Below are 17,637 nucleotides of genomic sequence, written 5' to 3'. Positions count from 1 at the left end.
TCCGTCAACGGCGCCGTCGCAACCCTGCTGCGCTCCGCCTCAGCCAGATCGGCCGCGAGCTCATCGCGCACCTCGACGGGCAGCATATGGGCCTCACTTTCACCGAAATCCTCGTCGTCGGAGGGGATGCCCGACGTTGATGTCATTCTGTGTTGCTTCGAGCGAGGAGGTGACCGCCCGTCCACTCACCGGACGTCTCGTATCTCACATCGCGCCAACATGTCCCGCTGTTCGGCATCTCTGCCGTATTCGCCGTGCAGATGATGTGGAATCACACCATGACAGTCGACTACACCACGAGCCAGCGCGAAATCAGCACCCCCTCCGGGATCCTGCGGTATCACGAAGCCGGCGACGGTCCCCCGCTGCTCCTACTGCACGGATCGGGGCCCGGTGTCACGGGCTGGCGGAACTACCGTGGCAACCTGGATGTCTTCACCAGGCATTTCCGTTGCCTGGTCTTGGAGTTCCCAGGATTCGGGGTCAGCGACGACTTCGGCGGCTACCCGATGTTGGACGCGCAAGCCGCCGTCGTGCAGTTCGTGGATGCGCTGGGCCTGGACACAGTCGACGTCATCGGTAACTCGATGGGCGGTGGCGTCGGAATCAACTTCGCCATAAAGCATCCCGACCGGATCGGCAAGCTGGTGACCATCGGCGGCATCGGCACCAACATCTACAGCCCGGGCCCCAGCGAGGGCATCCGGCTGCTGCAGGAGTTCACCGAGGACCCCACCCGGCAGCGGCTCATCGATTGGTTGCGCTCGATGGTCTACAGCGAGTCGCTGGTGACCGAGGAGTTGATCGAGGAGCGCTGGACGCTGGCCACCGATCCGGAGACGCTCGCGGCGGCGCGACGCATGTACGGCAAGGCGGCCTTCGCAGCGATGATGGAGATGATCCGCAACGCCGACTTCCCACTGCCGTGGGCGACGATGCACAAGGTCGCCGCGCCCACGCTGCTGACCTGGGGACGTGATGACCGGGTCAGCCCGCTGGACATGTCGCTGGTGCCGATGCGGACAATTCCCAACGCCGAACTGCACGTGTTCCCCAACTGCGGGCACTGGGTGATGATCGAGGCGAAGGCGGCGTTCGAGCGGACGGTGCTGGCGTTCCTCAGGAACGGCGCATGAACCGCCGAAAACCGACGAGGCGCCACAGATAGCGCGGCAGCATCGTCACGGGCGGGCGCGCCGGCCACGAATCGGAGCGGAAGTAGGCATCGGATCCACCGTCGACGAAAATGACGCTGCCGCAGAGAAAGTCGGCAGCATCGGACAGCATGAAGACGATCCAGTCGGCCAGTTGCCCGGCATCGCCATACCCGCCGGTCGGGACCGGGAAGGAACTGACCGCCCTCGCTGCCGCAGGGTTCGCAAGCTGCTCGGCCAACAACGGGGTCATGATCGCGCCGGGGGCGAGCGCGTTGAGCCGGATACCCGACCCGGCCCATTGCGCAGTCACCGCGTGCCGGCGCACCCACCTCGAAACGGCGATCTTGGAGGCGGCATAGATCATCGGTGCCGAGCGATTGCCGAAGACGCGAACCGCACGCAGCGCCCGCTCGATGTCACCGTCCAGCAGAGCCCGCACCGCGCGCTCGGGGACCAACGGCACAGTCGTTGTCGAGTTGCTCGAAACCACGACGACCTTCGCACCCTCGGACCGTTCCAACGCCGGACGCAGCGCCGACAGCAGATCGACGACGCCGAAATAGTTGACCTGCGCAATCTGCCGGTCGCGGCCGGCGATGGGACCGAGCCCGGCTGCCAGTACCGCACCGTCGAGGACACCGCCACAGCGTTGGAGGACGCCGTCCACGGCCGCGGGACGTCCGGCTTGCGTGGACAGATCGACCACCACGTCGGCGTCCTTGATGTCGACACCGATCACCACATGACCCGCAACGCGGAGCCTTTCGGCAGCGGCGAGTCCCATTCCCGAGGCGGACCCACTGACCACATAAATGCCCATCCGATACTTCTCCGATCACCGCGGTGTGCACAGATCAGTCTTACTGACCACTGCCCCTCTGAGTTCGAGCCGGCATCAGCATCCCTTCAGCAGGCTGAATCCCTTGTAGCCGGCGTTCGCCACGTCGGCGCAAATCCCCAAGTAGGTGGCGAACCCGCCGATGAAAAGCATGAACACCCGCGGTTTACCGGGCACATTGGCGCCCATGTACCAGGAGTTGGCCTTGGGGAACAGGGTTGCGTCGGCGCGCTTGTTGCATTCGGCGACCCAGTCGTCGACCGCGTCGGTGGTCGCCTCGATGGCGTCAACCTCGTGCTCGTCGAGGTAGTCGAGGGCGTCAGCGATCCAGTTGATATGCGCTTCGGCGTGCAGCACCATGTTGGCCAGTACCGCGGGCGCACCCGGGCCGGACACCAGGAACAGGTTCGGGAACCCGTCCACACCCAGGCCGAGGTAGGTGCGCGGGCCGTCGGCCCAGTCCTCGACCAGCTTCTGGCCGTTGCGGCCGATGATGTCGATCTTGGCCAGCGTGCCGGTCATGGCGTCGAAACCCGTTGCCAGCACGATCGCGTCGACATCGAAATGGTCGGCGGTGGTGTTGATCCCGGTGGCATCGATCGATTCGATCGGCGTCGTGCGGACGTTGACCAGTGTGACGTTGGGCCGGTTGAAGGTTTGAAAGTAGTTGGTATCGGTGCAGATCCGCTTGGTACCGATCGGATGATCTTTCGGGATCAGCAGATCGGCGACGTGGGGGTCGTCGATGACCGCGCGGACCTTTTCCTCGTAGAACTTGCGCGCCTCTTCGTTGGCCTCCATGTCGATCATCTGATCGGCGAACGTCTTCGAGAACAACACACCGCCCAGCTGCCAACGCTTCTCGAAGGCGTCCCGACGTTCGTCCGGGGTCGCCTCCATCGTCATCTTCGGATGCGCCACGTGCGGGGATCCGCCGCCGCTGCGCCACGATTTGCGTCGCCGCTCGTCATAGGTGGCCTTGGCCTGGGTGATCTCATCGACACTGAGCGGTCGGTTACCCGCGGGCACGCTGTAGTTCGGCGTGCGCTGGAAGACGTAGAGCTGCGACGCCTGCTCGGCGATGATCGGGATCGACTGAATGCCCGAGGAGCCGGTGCCGATCACCGCGACCCGCTTGCCGGTGAAGTCGACACCCTCGTGCGGCCAGTGCGCCGTGTGGTAGACCTCACCACCAAAGTCGTCGAGCCCCTTGATGTTCGGCGTCAGCGGCGAGGACAGCGGACCGGTGGCCATCACCACGAAGCGGGCCGTGACGGTCTCGCCGGTATCGGTGGTCACCGCCCACTGCAGCGCGTCCTCGTCGAAGACCGCCGAGACGACCCGCGTGTTGAACGTGATGCCGGACCGCAAATGGAGCTTGTCGGCGACCCACTTGATGTAGTCGAGGATCTCGGTCTGGGTGGCGTACTTCTCCGTCCAGGTCCACTCCTGCTGCAACTCGTCGGAGAATGAGTAGCAGTAATCCAGGCTCTCGACATCGCACCGCGCACCGGGATACCTGTTGAAGTACCAGGTGCCACCGACTTCGGGTGCCGCCTCGAACACCCGGACCGACCGACCCTGCTCCCGGAACTTGTGCAGGGCATAGAGGCCGCCGAATCCGGCACCAACCACAACAACGTCGACATGGTCTGCAGTCGCACTCACCTCGTGAACGCTAGAACCTGTGCAAACGCCAGGTTCGATCATCTCCCGGTCAATGGTCATCGGAATCTGAGTTTCGTCCCGTCCACTGGTAGCGCCTGCGCGGGCGAGTCCCGATGTGGGTCAGACTCCAGGTATGAGCGACGTCGATGCCGGCAGCCAAGCCCCGGCCGCCCCCCGCGCAGTGCCCCTCACCGTCACCGACGTGATCGAGGAGAGCCGCGACTCCAAATCCTTGGTCTTTGCTGTACCCGGTGAACACCAGACGCGGTTCGGCTACCGCCCGGGCCAGTTCCTGACCCTGCGAATCCCCAGCGACCAGACCGGTTCGGTCGCGCGGTGCTATTCGTTGGCCAGTTCCCCGCACACCGACGACGCACCCAAGGTGACCGTCAAGCGCACCGAGGGCGGTTACGGCTCGAATTGGTTGTGCGACAACGTCTCCATCGGCGACACCATCGAGTCACTGCCGCCGTCGGGCGTCTTCACCCCCCGCGACCTGGACGGCGACTTCCTGCTGTGGGCCGCCGGCAGCGGCATCACGCCGGTGATGTCCATCCTCAAGTCGGTGTTGGTTGCCGGCACCGGCCGGGTCGTGCTGTGCTACGCCAACCGCGATGAGGCCTCGGTGATCTTCGCCGCCGAACTGCGCGAGCTCGCGGCGCGGTACGCCGGCCGGCTCACCGTGCTGCACTGGTTGGAGTCCATCCAGGGCCTGCCCACGCTCGCGCAGCTGGGCAACTTCGCCCGGCTCTTCTCGGGATACCAGTCCTTCATCTGCGGTCCGGCGCCATTCATGTCGGTGGTCAAGGAATCACTCACCGAGGCCGGCATTCCGCGGGACAACATTCATTTGGAGGTGTTCCAGTCTCTGGACGGCGACCCCTTCGCCGAGGTGGTGGTCGAGGACCTGCCCGCCGACGGGGGAGGGGGCCGACGCCGAGGTCTCCATCGACGGTGAGGTCTTTCACCTGAAGTGGCCGGGGGGACGCAACCTCGTTGACACCATGATGGCCGCCGGCATCGAGGTGCCCTATTCCTGCCGGGAGGGCAACTGCGGGTCCTGCGCGGCTACCGTTGTCGAGGGCCAGGTCGACCTCGGGAATGCGGCAATCCTGGAGGAGGACGACATCGCCGACGGGTTGTTCCTCGCCTGCCAGGCCTGCCCGCTGTCGGACACCATCAGGGTCGAGTTCTAGATCCTCTGCCACCGCAAACGTGCCCTCGATTCACTTCCGCTCACCGGGACGGCACCCGCGGGCCGGGGCCGACAAAGGCGACCATCGTAGGTATGACACAACGGGTGATCGACAGCCTTGCCGATGTCGCAGACCAACTGCGTGGACAGGCTGAGGAGGCCGAGAAGATCGGCAAGTTGACCGATGACACGGTCAAGACGATGAAGCAGCTCGGCAACATTCGTCTGCTGCAACCCAAGCAGCACGGCGGGCTGGAGGTTCATCCACGCGAGTTCGCCGAGACCGTGATGGCCACCGCGGCGCTCGACCCGGCCGCGGGCTGGATCAACGGTGTGGTGGGCGTCCACCCCTATCAGCTCGCGTACGCCGACCCGCGGGGCGGCGCCGAGATCTGGGCCGACGATGTGGACACCTGGGTCGCCTCGCCCTACGCTCCGCAGGGTGTCGCCAAGCCCGTGGACGGCGGCTACATCTTTAACGGCCGTTGGCAGTTCAGCTCGGGCACCGACCACTGCGATTGGATTTTCCTGGGCGCCATGATCGGTGACGCCGACGGCAAGCCGCTGATGCCGCCGCAGATGCTGCACATGATCTTGCCGCGCAAGGACTACGAGATCATCGAGGATTCTTGGGATGTCGTGGGCCTGCGAGGCACCGGGTCCAAGGACGTCATCGTCAAGGATGCATTCGTACCGTGCTACCGGACCATGGACGCGATGAAGGTGATGGACGGCACCGCGCAGCGCGAGGCCGGCATGACCGACACGCTGTACCTGATGCCGTGGTCGACGATGTTCCCGCTGGGCATCTCCGCGGCCACCATCGGAATCGCCGAGGGTGCACTGGCCACCGCGCTGGATTATCAGCGCCAGCGCGTGAATTCCAGTGGTGTCGCCATCAAGGACGATCCGTACGTGATGTACGCGATCGGTGAGGCAGCCGCCGACATCAACGCGGCACGCCAGGAACTGCTGGCCAATGCCGACCGTATCTACGACATGGTCGACGCCGGCAAGGAGGTGTCCTTCGAGGATCGTGCGGCCGGTCGCCGCACCCAGGTCCGCGCCGTGTGGCGTGCGGTGTCCGCGGTCGACGAAATCTTCGCCCGCTGCGGCGGTAACGGCACCCGGATGGACAAGCCGCTGCAGCGGTACTGGCGCGATGTGCACGTGGGTCAGGCGCACGCCATTCACGTCCCCAGCACCGTCTATCACGCATCCGCACTCAGTTCGCTCGGGGTGGATCCACAGGGTCCGCTGCGAGCGATGATCTAGGAAAGGTCGACACATGGGTTTGATCAAGAGCCTCGGCTATGTCACCGCTCAGGCCACGGACATGCCGCGCTGGCGCCAATTCGCCTTCGACGTACTGGGTTTCGCCACCGGCAGCGGGCCGGATCCCGATTCGCTCTATCTGCGGATGGACGAGCGGGCCGCGCGCATCATCGTCTTCCCCGGTGACACCGACAAGATCGTCACCGTCGGCTGGGAGGTGCGTGACGCCGCGGACCTCAACGAGGTGAAGCGCAAGCTGGAAGCCGCGGGCACCCCATATAAGGAGCTGTCGCTGGCCGAGGCCGACAGTCGCCGGGTCGAAGAGGTCATCGCCTTCGAGGATCCGGCCGGGACCTCGCTGGAGGTCTTCCATGGAGCGGTGCTCGACCACAGCCCCATCGTCACGCCGTTCGGTGCCCGGTTCGTCACCGGCGAGCAGGGCCTGGGCCATGTGGTGCTGCCGGCGCTGGACGTACCAGGAATGTTCGACTTCTACACCGAGGTACTGGGATTCAAGTCGCGTGGCGCGTTCCGGGTGCCGGTACCGCCGGAGTTCGGCCCGGTCCGGGTGCGCTTCCTCGGCGTCAACCAGCGCCATCACAGCCTCGCGCTGTGCCCCGCCGCGACGCTGCGCGACCCGGGTCTGATCCACCTTATGGTCGAGGTCGACACCCTGGACGCGGTCGGCCAGGCGCTGGACCGCATCAACTCCGACGGCTTCCGGCTGTCCTCGACGCTGGGCCGACATACCAACGACAAGATGGTGTCCTTCTACGTCCGGGCCCCCGGAGACTGGGATATCGAGTTCGGCACCGACGGCATGCGGGTCGACGAGAATTACTACACCGCTGAGGAAATCACCGCCGACAGCTACTGGGGCCACCAGTGGGTCGACGATCTGCCCGCCGCGATGCGCCCATGACGAGCGATATCGTCCCGATCGCCGACGCCGAGATCTCCCGCTGGGACCACGAGGCCGACGTCGTCATCGCCGGCTACGGCGTGGCGGGTGCCTCGGCGGCCGTTGAAGCCGCCCGCGCCGGTGCCGATGTGCTCGTCCTGGAACGCACCGGCTCGTGGGGCGGCGCGGCATCGATGGCCGGTGGGTTCATCTACCTGGGCGGCGGTACCCCGGTTCAGAAGGCCTGCGGTTTCGAGGATTCGGTCGACAACATGGCCGCCTTCCTGAAGGTGGCCATGGGACCGGGCGCGGACGAGAAACGCATCAACGACTACTGCGCGGGCAGCGTCGCGCACTTCGACTGGCTCGTCGGCTGCGGGGTGACGTTCAAGGAAGAGTTCTTCGGCGAGCCCGGCTGGGAGCCGATGGGTGACCAGGGGTTGATGTACTCCGGTGGCGAGAACTCGTTCCCGTTCAACACCGTCGCCACCCCCGCCCCACGCGGTCACGTTCCGCAGATGTCGAACAAGAAGCAGGGCGAGGCCTCCGCCGGCTATATGCTGATGAAGCCCTTGGTCGAGACGGCGACCGCGGCCGGCGCCCGCGCGCTGTATGACGTTCGGGCGCAACGACTCATAGTGTCGGACGACGGTCGCGTCGTCGGTGTCGTCGCGCGCCGGTACGGCGAAGAGGTCGCCATCCGGGCCCGGCGCGGCGTGGTGCTGGCCACCGGCAGCTTCGCCTACAACGAGGCGATGGTGGCGCAGTACGCGCCGCGGATCGCGGGCCGACCGGCCGCCTCGATCGAGCAGCACGACGGCCGCGCCATCCAGATGGCCCAGGCGCTCGGAGCCGACCTGGCCCATATGGACGCCACCGAGGTCGCGATCTTCGCCGACCCGCAGCAGTTGGTGCGCGGAATCCTGGTCAACGCCAGGGGTCAGCGCTTTGTCGCCGAGGACACCTACCCGGGCCGCATCGGCCAGCTGACGCTGTACCACCAGGACAACACGGCATACCTGATCATCGACGGTGACGCCCAGGACGAGGCGATGGCCTCGCTGTCACCGCAGTTGATGTTGCGGCCGCCGACCTGGGTCGCCGACACCGTCGCCGAACTCGAATCGGAGATCGGTTTTGCGCCAGGCGCGCTGCAGGCCACGGTCGCGGCCTACAACGAGGGCGCGGCGCGTGGCGAGGATCCGCTGCTGCACAAAAAGCCGCAGTGGATCAAGCCGATCGGTTCCCCCGTCGGCGCCATCGATCTGCGGGAGAGCACCGGCGGGTTCACCTTGGGCGGACTGGCCACCACGCTGGATGCCGAGGTGTTGCACGTCAGCGGTGACCCCATCCCCGGCTTGTTCGCTGCCGGGCGCGCGGCGGCCGGACTCGCCGCCTGGGGTTACGCCAGCGGCGTATCGCTCGGGGACGGCAGCTTCTACGGACGGCGTGCCGGTCGGAGCGCGGCGTCGGCCTGACGGAGGCGGCACGCCGAGACAATCGATTTGTTGATCGACTGGGCTGAGAAGCACCAGGCCAAGCCGGGTTGTGCGGTAGCACACCCGGCTTCTGGCGTTGTTCGCCACCTGAGAATCGGCCGATGTATGTGACAGCAGCCACAGCGGTGTGATAGTCCTATATGAGCATTAGGCATATGCCTAATAGGAACATGAACATCGCCCGGAGGACCACGATGACCGTGACCATCGACAGCCCGCTCGCACCCGCCACCAAGGGAGCCGCCGAGACGCCGAGCGCTGTCATCGACCGGGTCTCGCTCGTCCTCGACGCGTTCGATGGACCGGGCAGGCTGACGTTGGCTCAGATCGTCCGGCGCACCGGACTGCCGCGCTCCTCCGCACACCGCATGCTCGAGCGGCTGGTTCAGCTGCGCTGGCTGCGCCGCTCCGGCCGTGACTACGAGCTGGGCATGCGGCTGGTCGAGCTCGGTTCGCTGGCCGTCCATCAGGACCGGCTGCACAAAGCTGCGATTCCCATGCTCCACGAACTGCACGCCGCCACCGGGCTGGTGGTGCACCTGGCCGTGTTGGAGGGCTCGGATGTGGTGTACATGGAGAAGGTCGGCAACCGCCTGACCGCCGCCATCCCGACCCGGGTCGGCGGACGTCAGCCCGCGCACTGCGCCGCCGTCGGCAAGGCGATGCTTGCCTTCACCGGTGAGCCGGACCTCGACACGGCGTCCGCCGGCCTCCAGCGACGGACCAAATACTCCATCTCCACGCCCGCGCAGCTGCGCGCCGAACTGACGAAGGTTCGTTCCCACGGCGTCGCCTACGACCGCGAGGAGTCGGTACCCGGATTCGGCTGTGTCGCAGCTCCTATCGGCGATCCGGGTCAGGCCGTCGCCGCGGTGTCGGTGTGCGGACCGATGAGCCAGATGAAGTTCGACCAGCAACTCGTGGCGCCGGTACGGATGGCGGCCATGGGTATCTGGCGTGCCGTCGAGGGTGGTCCGATGCGGGTGGCACCGACCCTGCAGCAGATGCGTCCGTTGCGCGGTGGCCCGATCAACCACACGGTGATGCGCAACCCCGGCCTGCAGCCGGCATGAGCGACGCTCGCGGAGCGAATCGACCAGCCATGAGCGACGCTCGCGGAGCGAATCGACCAGCCATGAGCGACGCTCGCGGAGCGAATCGACCAACCATGAGTGAAACCCTCGACCCGCAGATCGCCGCCATGATCGAGGCACTCGATGGCGGGTTCCCGCCGGTGCACACCATGACCGGTGACGAGGCCCGCGCCGCCATCCGGTCGCGGATGGTGGCGGTGGCCGATCCCGAGCCGGTGGCCTCGGTCGAGGATCGCGAGATCCCCGGTCCGGGTGGTTCGGTGACCGTGCGTATCTACCGGCCCGAAGCCGCGGTCGGCAAGGCGGTGCCCACCCTGGTGTACGCCCACGGCGGCGGCTGGGTGTTCTGCGATCTGGACAGTCACGACGGCTTATGCCGGGACTTCGCCAATCGGCTTCCCGCGGTGGTGGTTTCGGTGCACTACCGACGTGCAGCCGAGGAAGGCCAGTGGCCTGCTGCGGCCGAGGACGTCTATGCCGCGACCATGTGGGCGGCCGAAAATATCGCCGAACTCGGCGACGACGCGGAGGCTCTGGTGGTCGGCGGAGACAGCGCCGGCGGGAACCTCGCCGCCGTCACCGCGCTGATGGCGCGCGACCGCCGCGGCCCCAAACTGGCCGGTCAACTCTTGCTGTATCCGGTCATCGCCGCCGACTTCGACACCCGGTCCTACCGGCAGTTCGGCCACGGCTTCTACAACCCGTTGCCGGCGTTGCAGTGGTATTGGGACCAGTACGTGCCCGACGTGACCGATCGGACCGATCCCTACGCCTCTCCGCTGCACGCCCAGGACCTGTCCGGTCTTCCCCCGACGGTGGCAGTGGTGGCCGGTCATGATCCGCTGCGCGACGAGGGAATCGCCTACGCCGAGGCCCTGCAGCGGGCCGGGGTGCCGGTGGTGCAGCGCTACTTCGAGGGCGGCGTGCACGGTTTCATGACCATGCCGAGCCTGGCAATCTGCGAGGAGGCCCGCGCCCAGGCGTGCGCCCACCTCACCGGCGTGATCAGCGGTCCGGTCAACCCATGAGCCACGTCACCGCCGGATGGTTCCGCCGGCGGTGACGTCCATGGATTCGGCAGACCCATAACGCTGCTGCGGGTCCAGCACGCAGTGCGTGCGACCGAACACCGTCACCATGCACCTGTTGTTGTGGTTGCAGCGGCTCCGCGTCCCGGCATCGGCGACCATCTTGTCCACCAGGTCCGGCTCGCGCAGCAGCGCCCGGCCCATGGCGACGAAGTCGAATCCCTCGCGCATGCCCGTCTCGACGTGCTGACGGTTCGTGATGCCGCCGAGCAGGATCAACTTGGTGTTCTTCATGATCGGTACGAACTGCCGCGCAGCGGACAGCATGTACAGATTCTCATAGGGATAACTGCCCATCACGCTCTTGCCCAGCAGCCGCACGCCGGGGCGAAGCATCGTCGGCATCACCTTGGCGAACTCGCGGACCGGCACGTCACCGCGGAACAGGTACAGCGGCCGGTACACCGAAGAACCCTGGGTCAGTTCGATGGCGTCCAGTGTGGCGTCGGCGTCCAGCAGCTGCACCGTCCGCAGCGCCTCATCGATCCAGATGCCGCCCGGCATGCCGTCGTCCATATCCAACTTCGCGATGACCGCGATGCTGTCCCCGACCACTTCATGCACCCGCTGCGCGATCTCACGGACCAGTCGTGATCGGTTGTCGATATCGCCGCCGTACTCATCCTTGCGACGGTTGATCAGTGGGCTCAGGAACGAGCTGGGCAGATACAGATGCCCGAAGTGCAATTCCACCGCGTCGAATCCGGCGTCGACGGCAACCCGCGCCGCCGCACCGAATTGATCGATGACCGCGGCGATCTCGCTGCGGCCGATCTCCCGGCAATAAGCAAACGATGTCGGGTTGATGAACCTGCTGGGCGCCAGCGGGGTGACACCCGTCAGCCGTTTCTGCGCGACAACTCCGGCGTGCCCGAGTTGCGCCGAGATGGCGGCGCCCGCCGCGTGGACGGCTTCGGTGAGCTTGCGCAGACCGGGCAGCGCCTCGTCGTTCATCACGATCTGGCCAGGAGCGCTGGCCGCCAGCGGTGATACACAACAGTAGGCGACGGTGGTCATCCCGACACCGCCCTCGGCGAAGCTGCGGTGGAAGTCGATCAGATCATCGGTGACCAACCCCTCGGGCGATCGCCCCTCGGAGGTGGCGGCCTTGATGATCCTGTTGCGGAGCCGGACGGGTCCGAGCTGTACCGGACTGAAGGCATCGGTCATGAAACCACCGTCCTTTCACGGTCCGATCGCGTCAATGAGCGCTCCCGATGGTCGGGAACGACCGACTCCCGAGACAGCGCCGGTCTCTAGTGTCGTCGCCATGGCAGACGGTGAGGTCTTCGTCATCGACCGGGTGATCACCCGGCCCGGATGCGCCCGGCAGTTCATCGACAGCTATCTGTCCGGGTACGCCCCGGGCGCCCGCGAACGCGGCATGACGTTGGTCAATGTGCTTGTCGCGCCCCCGATCTGGTATGACACCGAGCCCAACACGGTCACCGTCACCTGGACTCTGCCCAGCGCGCAGGCGTGGTGGGAGATGACCTGGAAGGGCCGACCCGACCCCGCCGTCGGCGCCTGGTGGGACAGCGTCGCCGACCTCGTGCTGGAACGGGAACGCAGCGCGGCCGCCGCTCACGATGATGTCGAAAGGCTCTGCGATGTTTAATGTCACCCGACTCATCGATGTCGGAGAGGCCGACCGGGAACGCATCCGACAGGCGCTCACCGACGCGGTGCAACGCAGCGGTGCCGCCCGAACGCTGGTCTCCCCCACAGTGGCGGGCAGCCGCAACGGCGGTGATCTGCTGGTGCACCTGCGTTTTGCCGACAGCACCGATTGGGCCGCGGCGGCCCCGGCCGTCGATGCCGTCCTGGCCGACCCCGCCGTCACCCGCGTCAACGGAGCGGACTACCACGGCTCGCCCACCGTCATCGACGACCGCTCGACCGGCACTGTCTACCGTGCGCTGTTGTTGCGGGTCTCCGACGGCACCGATGCCGACACGATCGCCCGCTTCGACGCCGACCTGAGGCTGCTGCCGGGTTACGTGTCCACCATCAGCGCCTGGCAGCTGAGCAGGCCCGAACATACCGTCGGGAACACCTGGACCCACGTTTTCGAGCAGGAGTTCAGCGATGCCGACGGCATCATGGGCGCCTACCTGATGCACCCCATCCACTGGGCGGTCGTCGATCAGTGGTTCGATCCGGAATGCCCGAACGCCATTGTCCGCGAGCGGGTCTGCCACAGCTTCTGCACCGACAGCGACCACGTGTTGCGCTGACGGCGCGTACCGCAAGGGCTCAGAGCCCGTGGGGCAGGATGTTCGGGTTCGCGGCGGCCGGCGGCTCCAACGGCGGCAGTTCCGAGGCGCCGTCGAGGCTGTGCACCGTCAGTTTCTGCGACCACGGGTAGTGCAGACTGAACGCGACCAGGCCGGTTCGCTCGGCCGCCGGCAGGTGACACATCGCCAGCACCGTCTCGGCCAGGTACTCGACCGGTTCGGTCGGGAAGGTGTCCGGGATCAGGCTGGCCGCACCGGGTGTGCGCACGGCGCTGGACGGCCCGACCACGTTGACCGCGATGTTCGCGTCGAGCAGCTCGGCGGCGACACCCTGGGTGAACCGGTGCAGTGCCGCCTTCATCGAGGCGTAGATGACGTCACCGGAGGTCTTGTTGTACTCGCGGTAGGGCCGCGCGGGCGCCAGGCCGGTGACCGAACCGATGTTGACGATCCAGCCGGCACCCTGGGCACGCATGTGCGGAACGGCCTGCTGGGTCAGCACGAACGGGGTGCGGATATAATGCTCCACGGTCCGTTCGAAGGTCGCCATCGGCATGTCCTCGATGATCGAGTAGTCGGCGTATCCGGCGTTGTTGACCAGGATGTCCAACCGGCCGGTGCGCTCGACCACCTGATCAATCAGCCGCACCCGCTGATCGGCCTCCTCCAGATCGCAGGCGATGCCGACGGCATTGCCACCAGCAGCCTCGATCAACTCTATGGTCTCCCCGATGGTTCCGGGCAGTTCGGCCGTGGTCCCGGCCCGGGTCGACGCCGAGGGCTGATAGGACCGGGCGGTCACCGCGACGGTTGCGCCCTCGGCGGCCAGCCGCTGGGCGATGGCCCGCCCGATGCCCCGGCTGCTGCCGGTGACCAAAGCCGTTTTGCCGTGCAGGATTCCGCTCATCCGACGACGAGATCATCTTCGTTGGGGGCGCGGTGACTCTGCCACACCTCGATCAATGTGAAAGGGAACGCCGTGACGATGCGGCCACCGGACCGGTAGTAGGTGTGCGCGGTCGGGGTGTGGCACCACACCGTCCGCGCCATCGCGTCATCGATGGAGCGGACATAGCTCTCGAACGCCGCCGGCTTGACCTCCAGGGTCTGCGCTCCCCGCTCGGCCATCAACTGCAGGCATTCCATCACGTAATGCACCATGACCTCGACGCCGAAGTTGTGGCCGGCACCGTGGCCCGGGCTGTAGTTGGGGGCCGAGGAGATGAACATGTTCGGAAAGCCCGGCACCAGGCCACCGCGGTAGGCGCTGGGGCTATCACCCCAGACATCGGCGAGTTTGATGCCGTCGCGGCCGACGATGTCCACCGTGGACAGGAAGTCCAGGTGGTAGCCGGTGGCGTAGATGATGACGTCCAGGTCGATCTGGCGGCCGTCTTGGGTGACGATGCCGCGTTCGTTGACGCCGGCCGGCTCGCTGGCCTCGACGTCGACATGGTCACGCGCCAGCGCCGCGTAGTAGCCGCCCGGGTCGCGGATGATGCGCTTGCCGTACGGGGCGAAGTCCGGTGTCACCTTCTCGGCCAGCTCCGAACCGGCGCCGAAGACGCGGTCGATGTAGTCCAGGCACATCTTCAGCAGCACATCATTGGCCGGCGAGATGGACAGATGCTCGGCCGCCCACTCGGGGTCACGCACGATCACCGGATAGTTGTTGTCGGCGGTGCCCCAGAAGGACTTCAGGCGAGTCCAGTTGGCGTAGAACGGCACATGGGCGTTGAGCCAGCGGCGGTGCTCGGGAACGTCGTCGGTCAGGCGCTTGCGCGGAGCCACCCAGTGCGGCTGACGCTGGAAGACCGTCAGGTGCTCGACCTCGTCGACCGAGGCGTCCACGATCTGCACGGCGGTGCAACCGGCGCCGATGATCGCCACCTTCTTGCCACGCAGTGACAGCGCCGGATTCCACTCGGCGGAGTGGATGCTCACGCCGGCGAAGGTCTCTCGGCCGGGCAACTCGGGCCAGCGCGGCCGATTCAGGTAACCCGCCGCAGGTACAACGACATTGGCGTAGGAGACGTCAGTGCTGCTGTCGGCACCGGTGGCATGCACCTCCCACATCTTGCGCTCGGCGACCCAGCGCAGTGCGGTCACCTCGGTACTGAACCGGGTGTGCTCGCGCAACCCGTTCTTGTCGGCGACGGACTGCAGGTAGCGCTGGTACTCGGGACCCTGCGGGTAATAGCTCGACCAGTCGCCGTTGATATCGCGCGACAGCGAGTAGTACGCCGACGGGGTGTCGACACCGATGCCCGGGTACACGGTGGTGTACCAGGTGCCACCGACCTCGTCGTTGCGGTCGATGATCTCGTAATCGATACCGGCGGCGGCGCACTCCAGTGCCGCGGCCATGCCGGCGATGCCCGCCCCGACGATGACGACCTTGAACCCGGTGGGCAGCGTCGCGGTGCGCGGCAGCACCGGCTGGGAGGCATGGAAGCCACCCTGCTCCAGCAGCAGGCCGATGTACTCGTGGCCCACCTCGGCGCCCAGCGCCAGCGGCGCGACGGCAGCGAACAACTCCGGATCGTCGAACGGCACGGCATCCGCCGGACGCGGGCGCTCCAGCGCGCTCACCACCGCCTCGACCAGCTCGGCATGGGTGTGCGGATCGGTGCTGCCCGTCTGCTCGGGCGGGTCGGGCGTGAACGAAATCCTGCCCGCATACCGATCCACGACGCTTGCGTCACCGGTCAACTGCGCCAACACCGCCACCAGGATGCCGGCGTCGGCCTTGGCGAGATGGGCCCGCAGTTCCTCGGGGTCCAGCGACTTCTGGTCTGCTGCCACGGTCACAGCGATCGTCATCGATCCTCCTAGATTCGTGAATCGAGTATGTGAGCGTCCGGGCTTGTGCGAGCCGGCGTTTTCTACTGAGCGGGACGTCGCCAGGTCACACCGGTCCGGCGGCCCCTACAGTCCGGTTCATGGAAGATCTGCAGGCTGTTCTCGCCTCGGCCCGAAGCCACGCTCTCGGCGATATCCCACGGCGCTCGGCGCGCAGGCAGCCCACCAAGACCGCCATCATCGACGGTGCTGTCAGCCTGACCTTCGCCGAGTTCGAGCGGCTGGTCGACCGAGCGACGGCGGCCCTGGGCGACAACGGTTTCAGCGTGGGTGACCGGGTTGCGGTGCTGGCCCATAACTGCTGGCAGTACGCGGTGCTGGCCTTCGCCACCGCCCGCGCCGGGGTGGTGCTGGTCCCGATCAACTTCATGCTCACCGCCGAGGAGATTTCCTTTATCCTCGCGCACAGCAAGGTGACCGGATTCCTGGTGGAGGCCGATCTGGTCCCGGCCGCGGCGTCGGCGATGCGCGCAAGCGCGCCGATTGCGACGACGGCCGCGCTGGTGCTGCCCGGACAGACGCTGCCTGCGGATTGGCCGGACTTCGATCGGTGGCTGCAGACCGATTCGCCCGCCCCGAGCCCGCACATCGACGACGACCAGATGATCCGGCTGATGTACACCAGCGGCACCGAGTCGCATCCCAAGGGCGCCATGCACTCTTCCCGTAGCCTGATGGGCAACTACATCAGCTCGATCATCGCCGGCTCCATGGAGGGCAGCGATGTCGAGATCCACTCGCTGCCCCTGTACCACTGCGCGCAGCTCGACAACTTCCTGATCACCGACATCTATCTCGGCGCCACCAGCATCATCCTGCCCAAGGCCGATCCTGAGCTGGTGCTGCGCACCATCGAGAAGTACGGGGTGACAAACTATTTCGCTCCACCGACGGTGTGGATCTCCCTGCTGCGTTCACCGGTGTTCGACCAGGTGGACCTGTCCAGCCTGCGCAAGGGTTACTACGGGGCGTCCGCGATGCCGGTGGAGATCCTGGCCGAGCTGCGCGAGCGGCTGCCCAATCTGCGGCTGTGGAACTTCTACGGGCAGACCGAGATGGCTCCGCTGGCCTCGGCGCTGGGACCCGATGAGCAGGATGCGCACGCCGGTTCCGCGGGCCGACCGGTCATCAATGTGCAGACCGCCATCCTCGACGATGACAACGGACCGGTCGAACCGGGTGTGGTCGGCGAGATCGCGCACCGCAGCCCGCATCTGATGCTGGGCTACCTGGACGACGAGGCGAAGACCGCCGACTCCTTCCGGGGCGGCTGGTTCCATTCCGGGGACCTCGGCTACTACGACGAGCACGGCTTGCTGCATGTGGTGGACCGCAAGAAGGACATGATCAAGTCCGGCGGCGAGAACGTGGCCAGCCGCGAGGTCGAAGAGGTCATCTACCGGCACTCCGGGGTCGAGGAGGTGGCGGTGTTCGGTGTGCCGCACCCGACGTGGGTGGAGACCGTGGTGGCCGCGGTGGTCTCCCGGGACGGCACCGAGCTCACAGAGGAAGACGTGGTGTCCCACTGCCGCACGCATCTGGCCGGGTTCAAAACGCCCAAGCAAGTGTTCTTCGTCGACGCGCTGCCCAAGAACCCCAGTGGCAAGCTGCTCAAGCGGGTGTTGCGGGATCGCTTCACCGACTCGAAGAGTCCCCGCTGACACACCGGTCGACGCAACCGTCGACGGTGCGGACGTGCCCTACCCCACAGTGACCGCTGGGCGGGAAGCGCGGCCCCCGGCCGATCCGCGCGCCGCTACCGTGCGAAAACAGCTGCGGCCGTGTGCATGCCCCAACGTCCGCGCCGACCGCGGAGATCGCAT

General features: G+C 66.5%; 14 protein-coding genes and 2 pseudogenes. 10 read left to right on the top strand and 6 right to left on the bottom strand.

Going from position 1 to position 17,637, the window contains the following annotated elements:
- Positions 1–86 (bottom strand): annotated as a pseudogene (locus BST17_RS28920) (2-keto-4-pentenoate hydratase); the annotation flags it as partial.
- Positions 87–278: 192 nt separating this feature from the next.
- Here BST17_RS28920 and BST17_RS27060 point away from each other — a divergent pair.
- Positions 279–1,136 (top strand): alpha/beta fold hydrolase, encoded by an 858-nt coding sequence (locus tag BST17_RS27060; RefSeq protein ID WP_083062104.1) that lies wholly within the window; start codon positions 279–281, stop codon positions 1,134–1,136.
- Here the strand turns inward: BST17_RS27060 and BST17_RS27055 are convergent.
- Both BST17_RS27055 and BST17_RS27050 read right to left on the bottom strand, forming a co-directional pair.
- A complete protein-coding gene (locus BST17_RS27055; RefSeq protein ID WP_083062100.1) occupies positions 1,120–1,977 on the bottom strand; it encodes an SDR family oxidoreductase in 858 nt (285 codons plus the stop codon). The genes BST17_RS27060 and BST17_RS27055 overlap by 17 nt on opposite strands.
- A gap of 75 nt (positions 1,978–2,052) precedes the next feature.
- Complete coding sequence (locus tag BST17_RS27050) at positions 2,053–3,663, bottom strand: flavin-containing monooxygenase (protein WP_407937774.1); 1,611 nt, start codon at positions 3,661–3,663, stop codon at positions 2,053–2,055.
- 133 nt (positions 3,664–3,796) lie between these two features.
- On the opposite strand from BST17_RS27050, the pseudogene BST17_RS27045 reads away from it, so the two are divergent.
- The 6 genes and pseudogenes from BST17_RS27045 to BST17_RS27020 all read left to right on the top strand — a co-directional run bounded on the left by BST17_RS27045 (position 3,797) and on the right by BST17_RS27020 (position 10,655).
- A pseudogene (locus tag BST17_RS27045) lies at positions 3,797–4,859 on the top strand (2Fe-2S iron-sulfur cluster-binding protein).
- A gap of 92 nt (positions 4,860–4,951) precedes the next feature.
- A complete protein-coding gene (locus BST17_RS27040) occupies positions 4,952–6,133 on the top strand; it encodes an acyl-CoA dehydrogenase family protein (protein ID WP_083062099.1) in 1,182 nt (393 codons plus the stop codon).
- A gap of 13 nt (positions 6,134–6,146) precedes the next feature.
- On the top strand, positions 6,147–7,055 hold the full coding sequence (gene bphC, locus BST17_RS27035) for a biphenyl-2,3-diol 1,2-dioxygenase (protein WP_083062098.1): 909 nt from the start codon (positions 6,147–6,149) through the stop codon (positions 7,053–7,055).
- Positions 7,052–8,512 carry an FAD-dependent oxidoreductase gene (locus BST17_RS27030; protein ID WP_083062097.1) on the top strand — a complete coding sequence of 487 codons (1,461 nt, stop codon included), beginning with the start codon at positions 7,052–7,054 and terminating at the stop codon, positions 8,510–8,512. Before bphC ends, BST17_RS27030 begins: the two co-directional genes overlap by 4 nt.
- 215 nt (positions 8,513–8,727) lie before the next feature.
- Entirely contained in the window at positions 8,728–9,606 is an 879-nt protein-coding gene (locus BST17_RS27025; protein ID WP_083062096.1) for an IclR family transcriptional regulator, read from the top strand.
- 95 nt (positions 9,607–9,701) lie between these two features.
- Entirely contained in the window at positions 9,702–10,655 is a 954-nt protein-coding gene (locus BST17_RS27020) for a LipP1 family hormone-sensitive lipase (protein ID WP_083062095.1), read from the top strand.
- 6 nt (positions 10,656–10,661) lie between these two features.
- Here BST17_RS27020 and BST17_RS27015 read toward each other — a convergent pair whose 3' ends face one another.
- On the bottom strand, positions 10,662–11,885 hold the full coding sequence (locus BST17_RS27015; protein WP_083062094.1) for an NADH:flavin oxidoreductase: 1,224 nt from the start codon (positions 11,883–11,885) through the stop codon (positions 10,662–10,664).
- 100 nt (positions 11,886–11,985) lie between these two features.
- On the opposite strand from BST17_RS27015, the gene BST17_RS27010 reads away from it, so the two are divergent.
- Both BST17_RS27010 and BST17_RS27005 read left to right on the top strand, forming a co-directional pair.
- The gene (locus BST17_RS27010) at positions 11,986–12,333 is read left to right on the top strand and encodes a hypothetical protein (RefSeq protein ID WP_083062093.1); all 348 of its coding nucleotides are present in this window, start codon (positions 11,986–11,988) and stop codon (positions 12,331–12,333) included.
- Positions 12,326–12,952 carry a Dabb family protein gene (locus BST17_RS27005; RefSeq protein WP_083062092.1) on the top strand — a complete coding sequence of 209 codons (627 nt, stop codon included), beginning with the start codon at positions 12,326–12,328 and terminating at the stop codon, positions 12,950–12,952. The genes BST17_RS27010 and BST17_RS27005 overlap by 8 nt, the downstream gene beginning before the upstream one ends.
- A 19-nt stretch (positions 12,953–12,971) precedes the next feature.
- Here the strand turns inward: BST17_RS27005 and BST17_RS27000 are convergent, their stop codons facing one another.
- On the bottom strand, positions 12,972–13,859 hold the full coding sequence (locus tag BST17_RS27000; protein WP_083062091.1) for an SDR family NAD(P)-dependent oxidoreductase: 888 nt from the start codon (positions 13,857–13,859) through the stop codon (positions 12,972–12,974).
- Positions 13,856–15,775, bottom strand: a complete 1,920-nt coding sequence (locus tag BST17_RS26995; RefSeq protein ID WP_083062090.1) for a flavin-containing monooxygenase — start codon at positions 15,773–15,775, stop codon at positions 13,856–13,858. The genes BST17_RS27000 and BST17_RS26995 overlap by 4 nt, the downstream gene beginning before the upstream one ends.
- A 119-nt stretch (positions 15,776–15,894) precedes the next feature.
- Here BST17_RS26995 and BST17_RS26990 point away from each other — a divergent pair, with 119 nt between their 5' ends.
- Positions 15,895–17,475, top strand: a complete 1,581-nt coding sequence (locus BST17_RS26990) for an acyl-CoA synthetase (RefSeq protein ID WP_083062089.1) — start codon at positions 15,895–15,897, stop codon at positions 17,473–17,475.
- The last annotated feature ends 162 nt before the right edge of the window (positions 17,476–17,637 follow it).

Origin of the sequence: Mycolicibacterium bacteremicum, assembly GCF_002086115.1 — a bacterium.
Lineage (GTDB): Bacteria > Actinomycetota > Actinomycetes > Mycobacteriales > Mycobacteriaceae > Mycobacterium > Mycobacterium bacteremicum.
The sequence above is the reverse complement of the archived record's forward strand: the minus strand, read 5'-3'. Positions and strand labels throughout refer to the sequence as shown.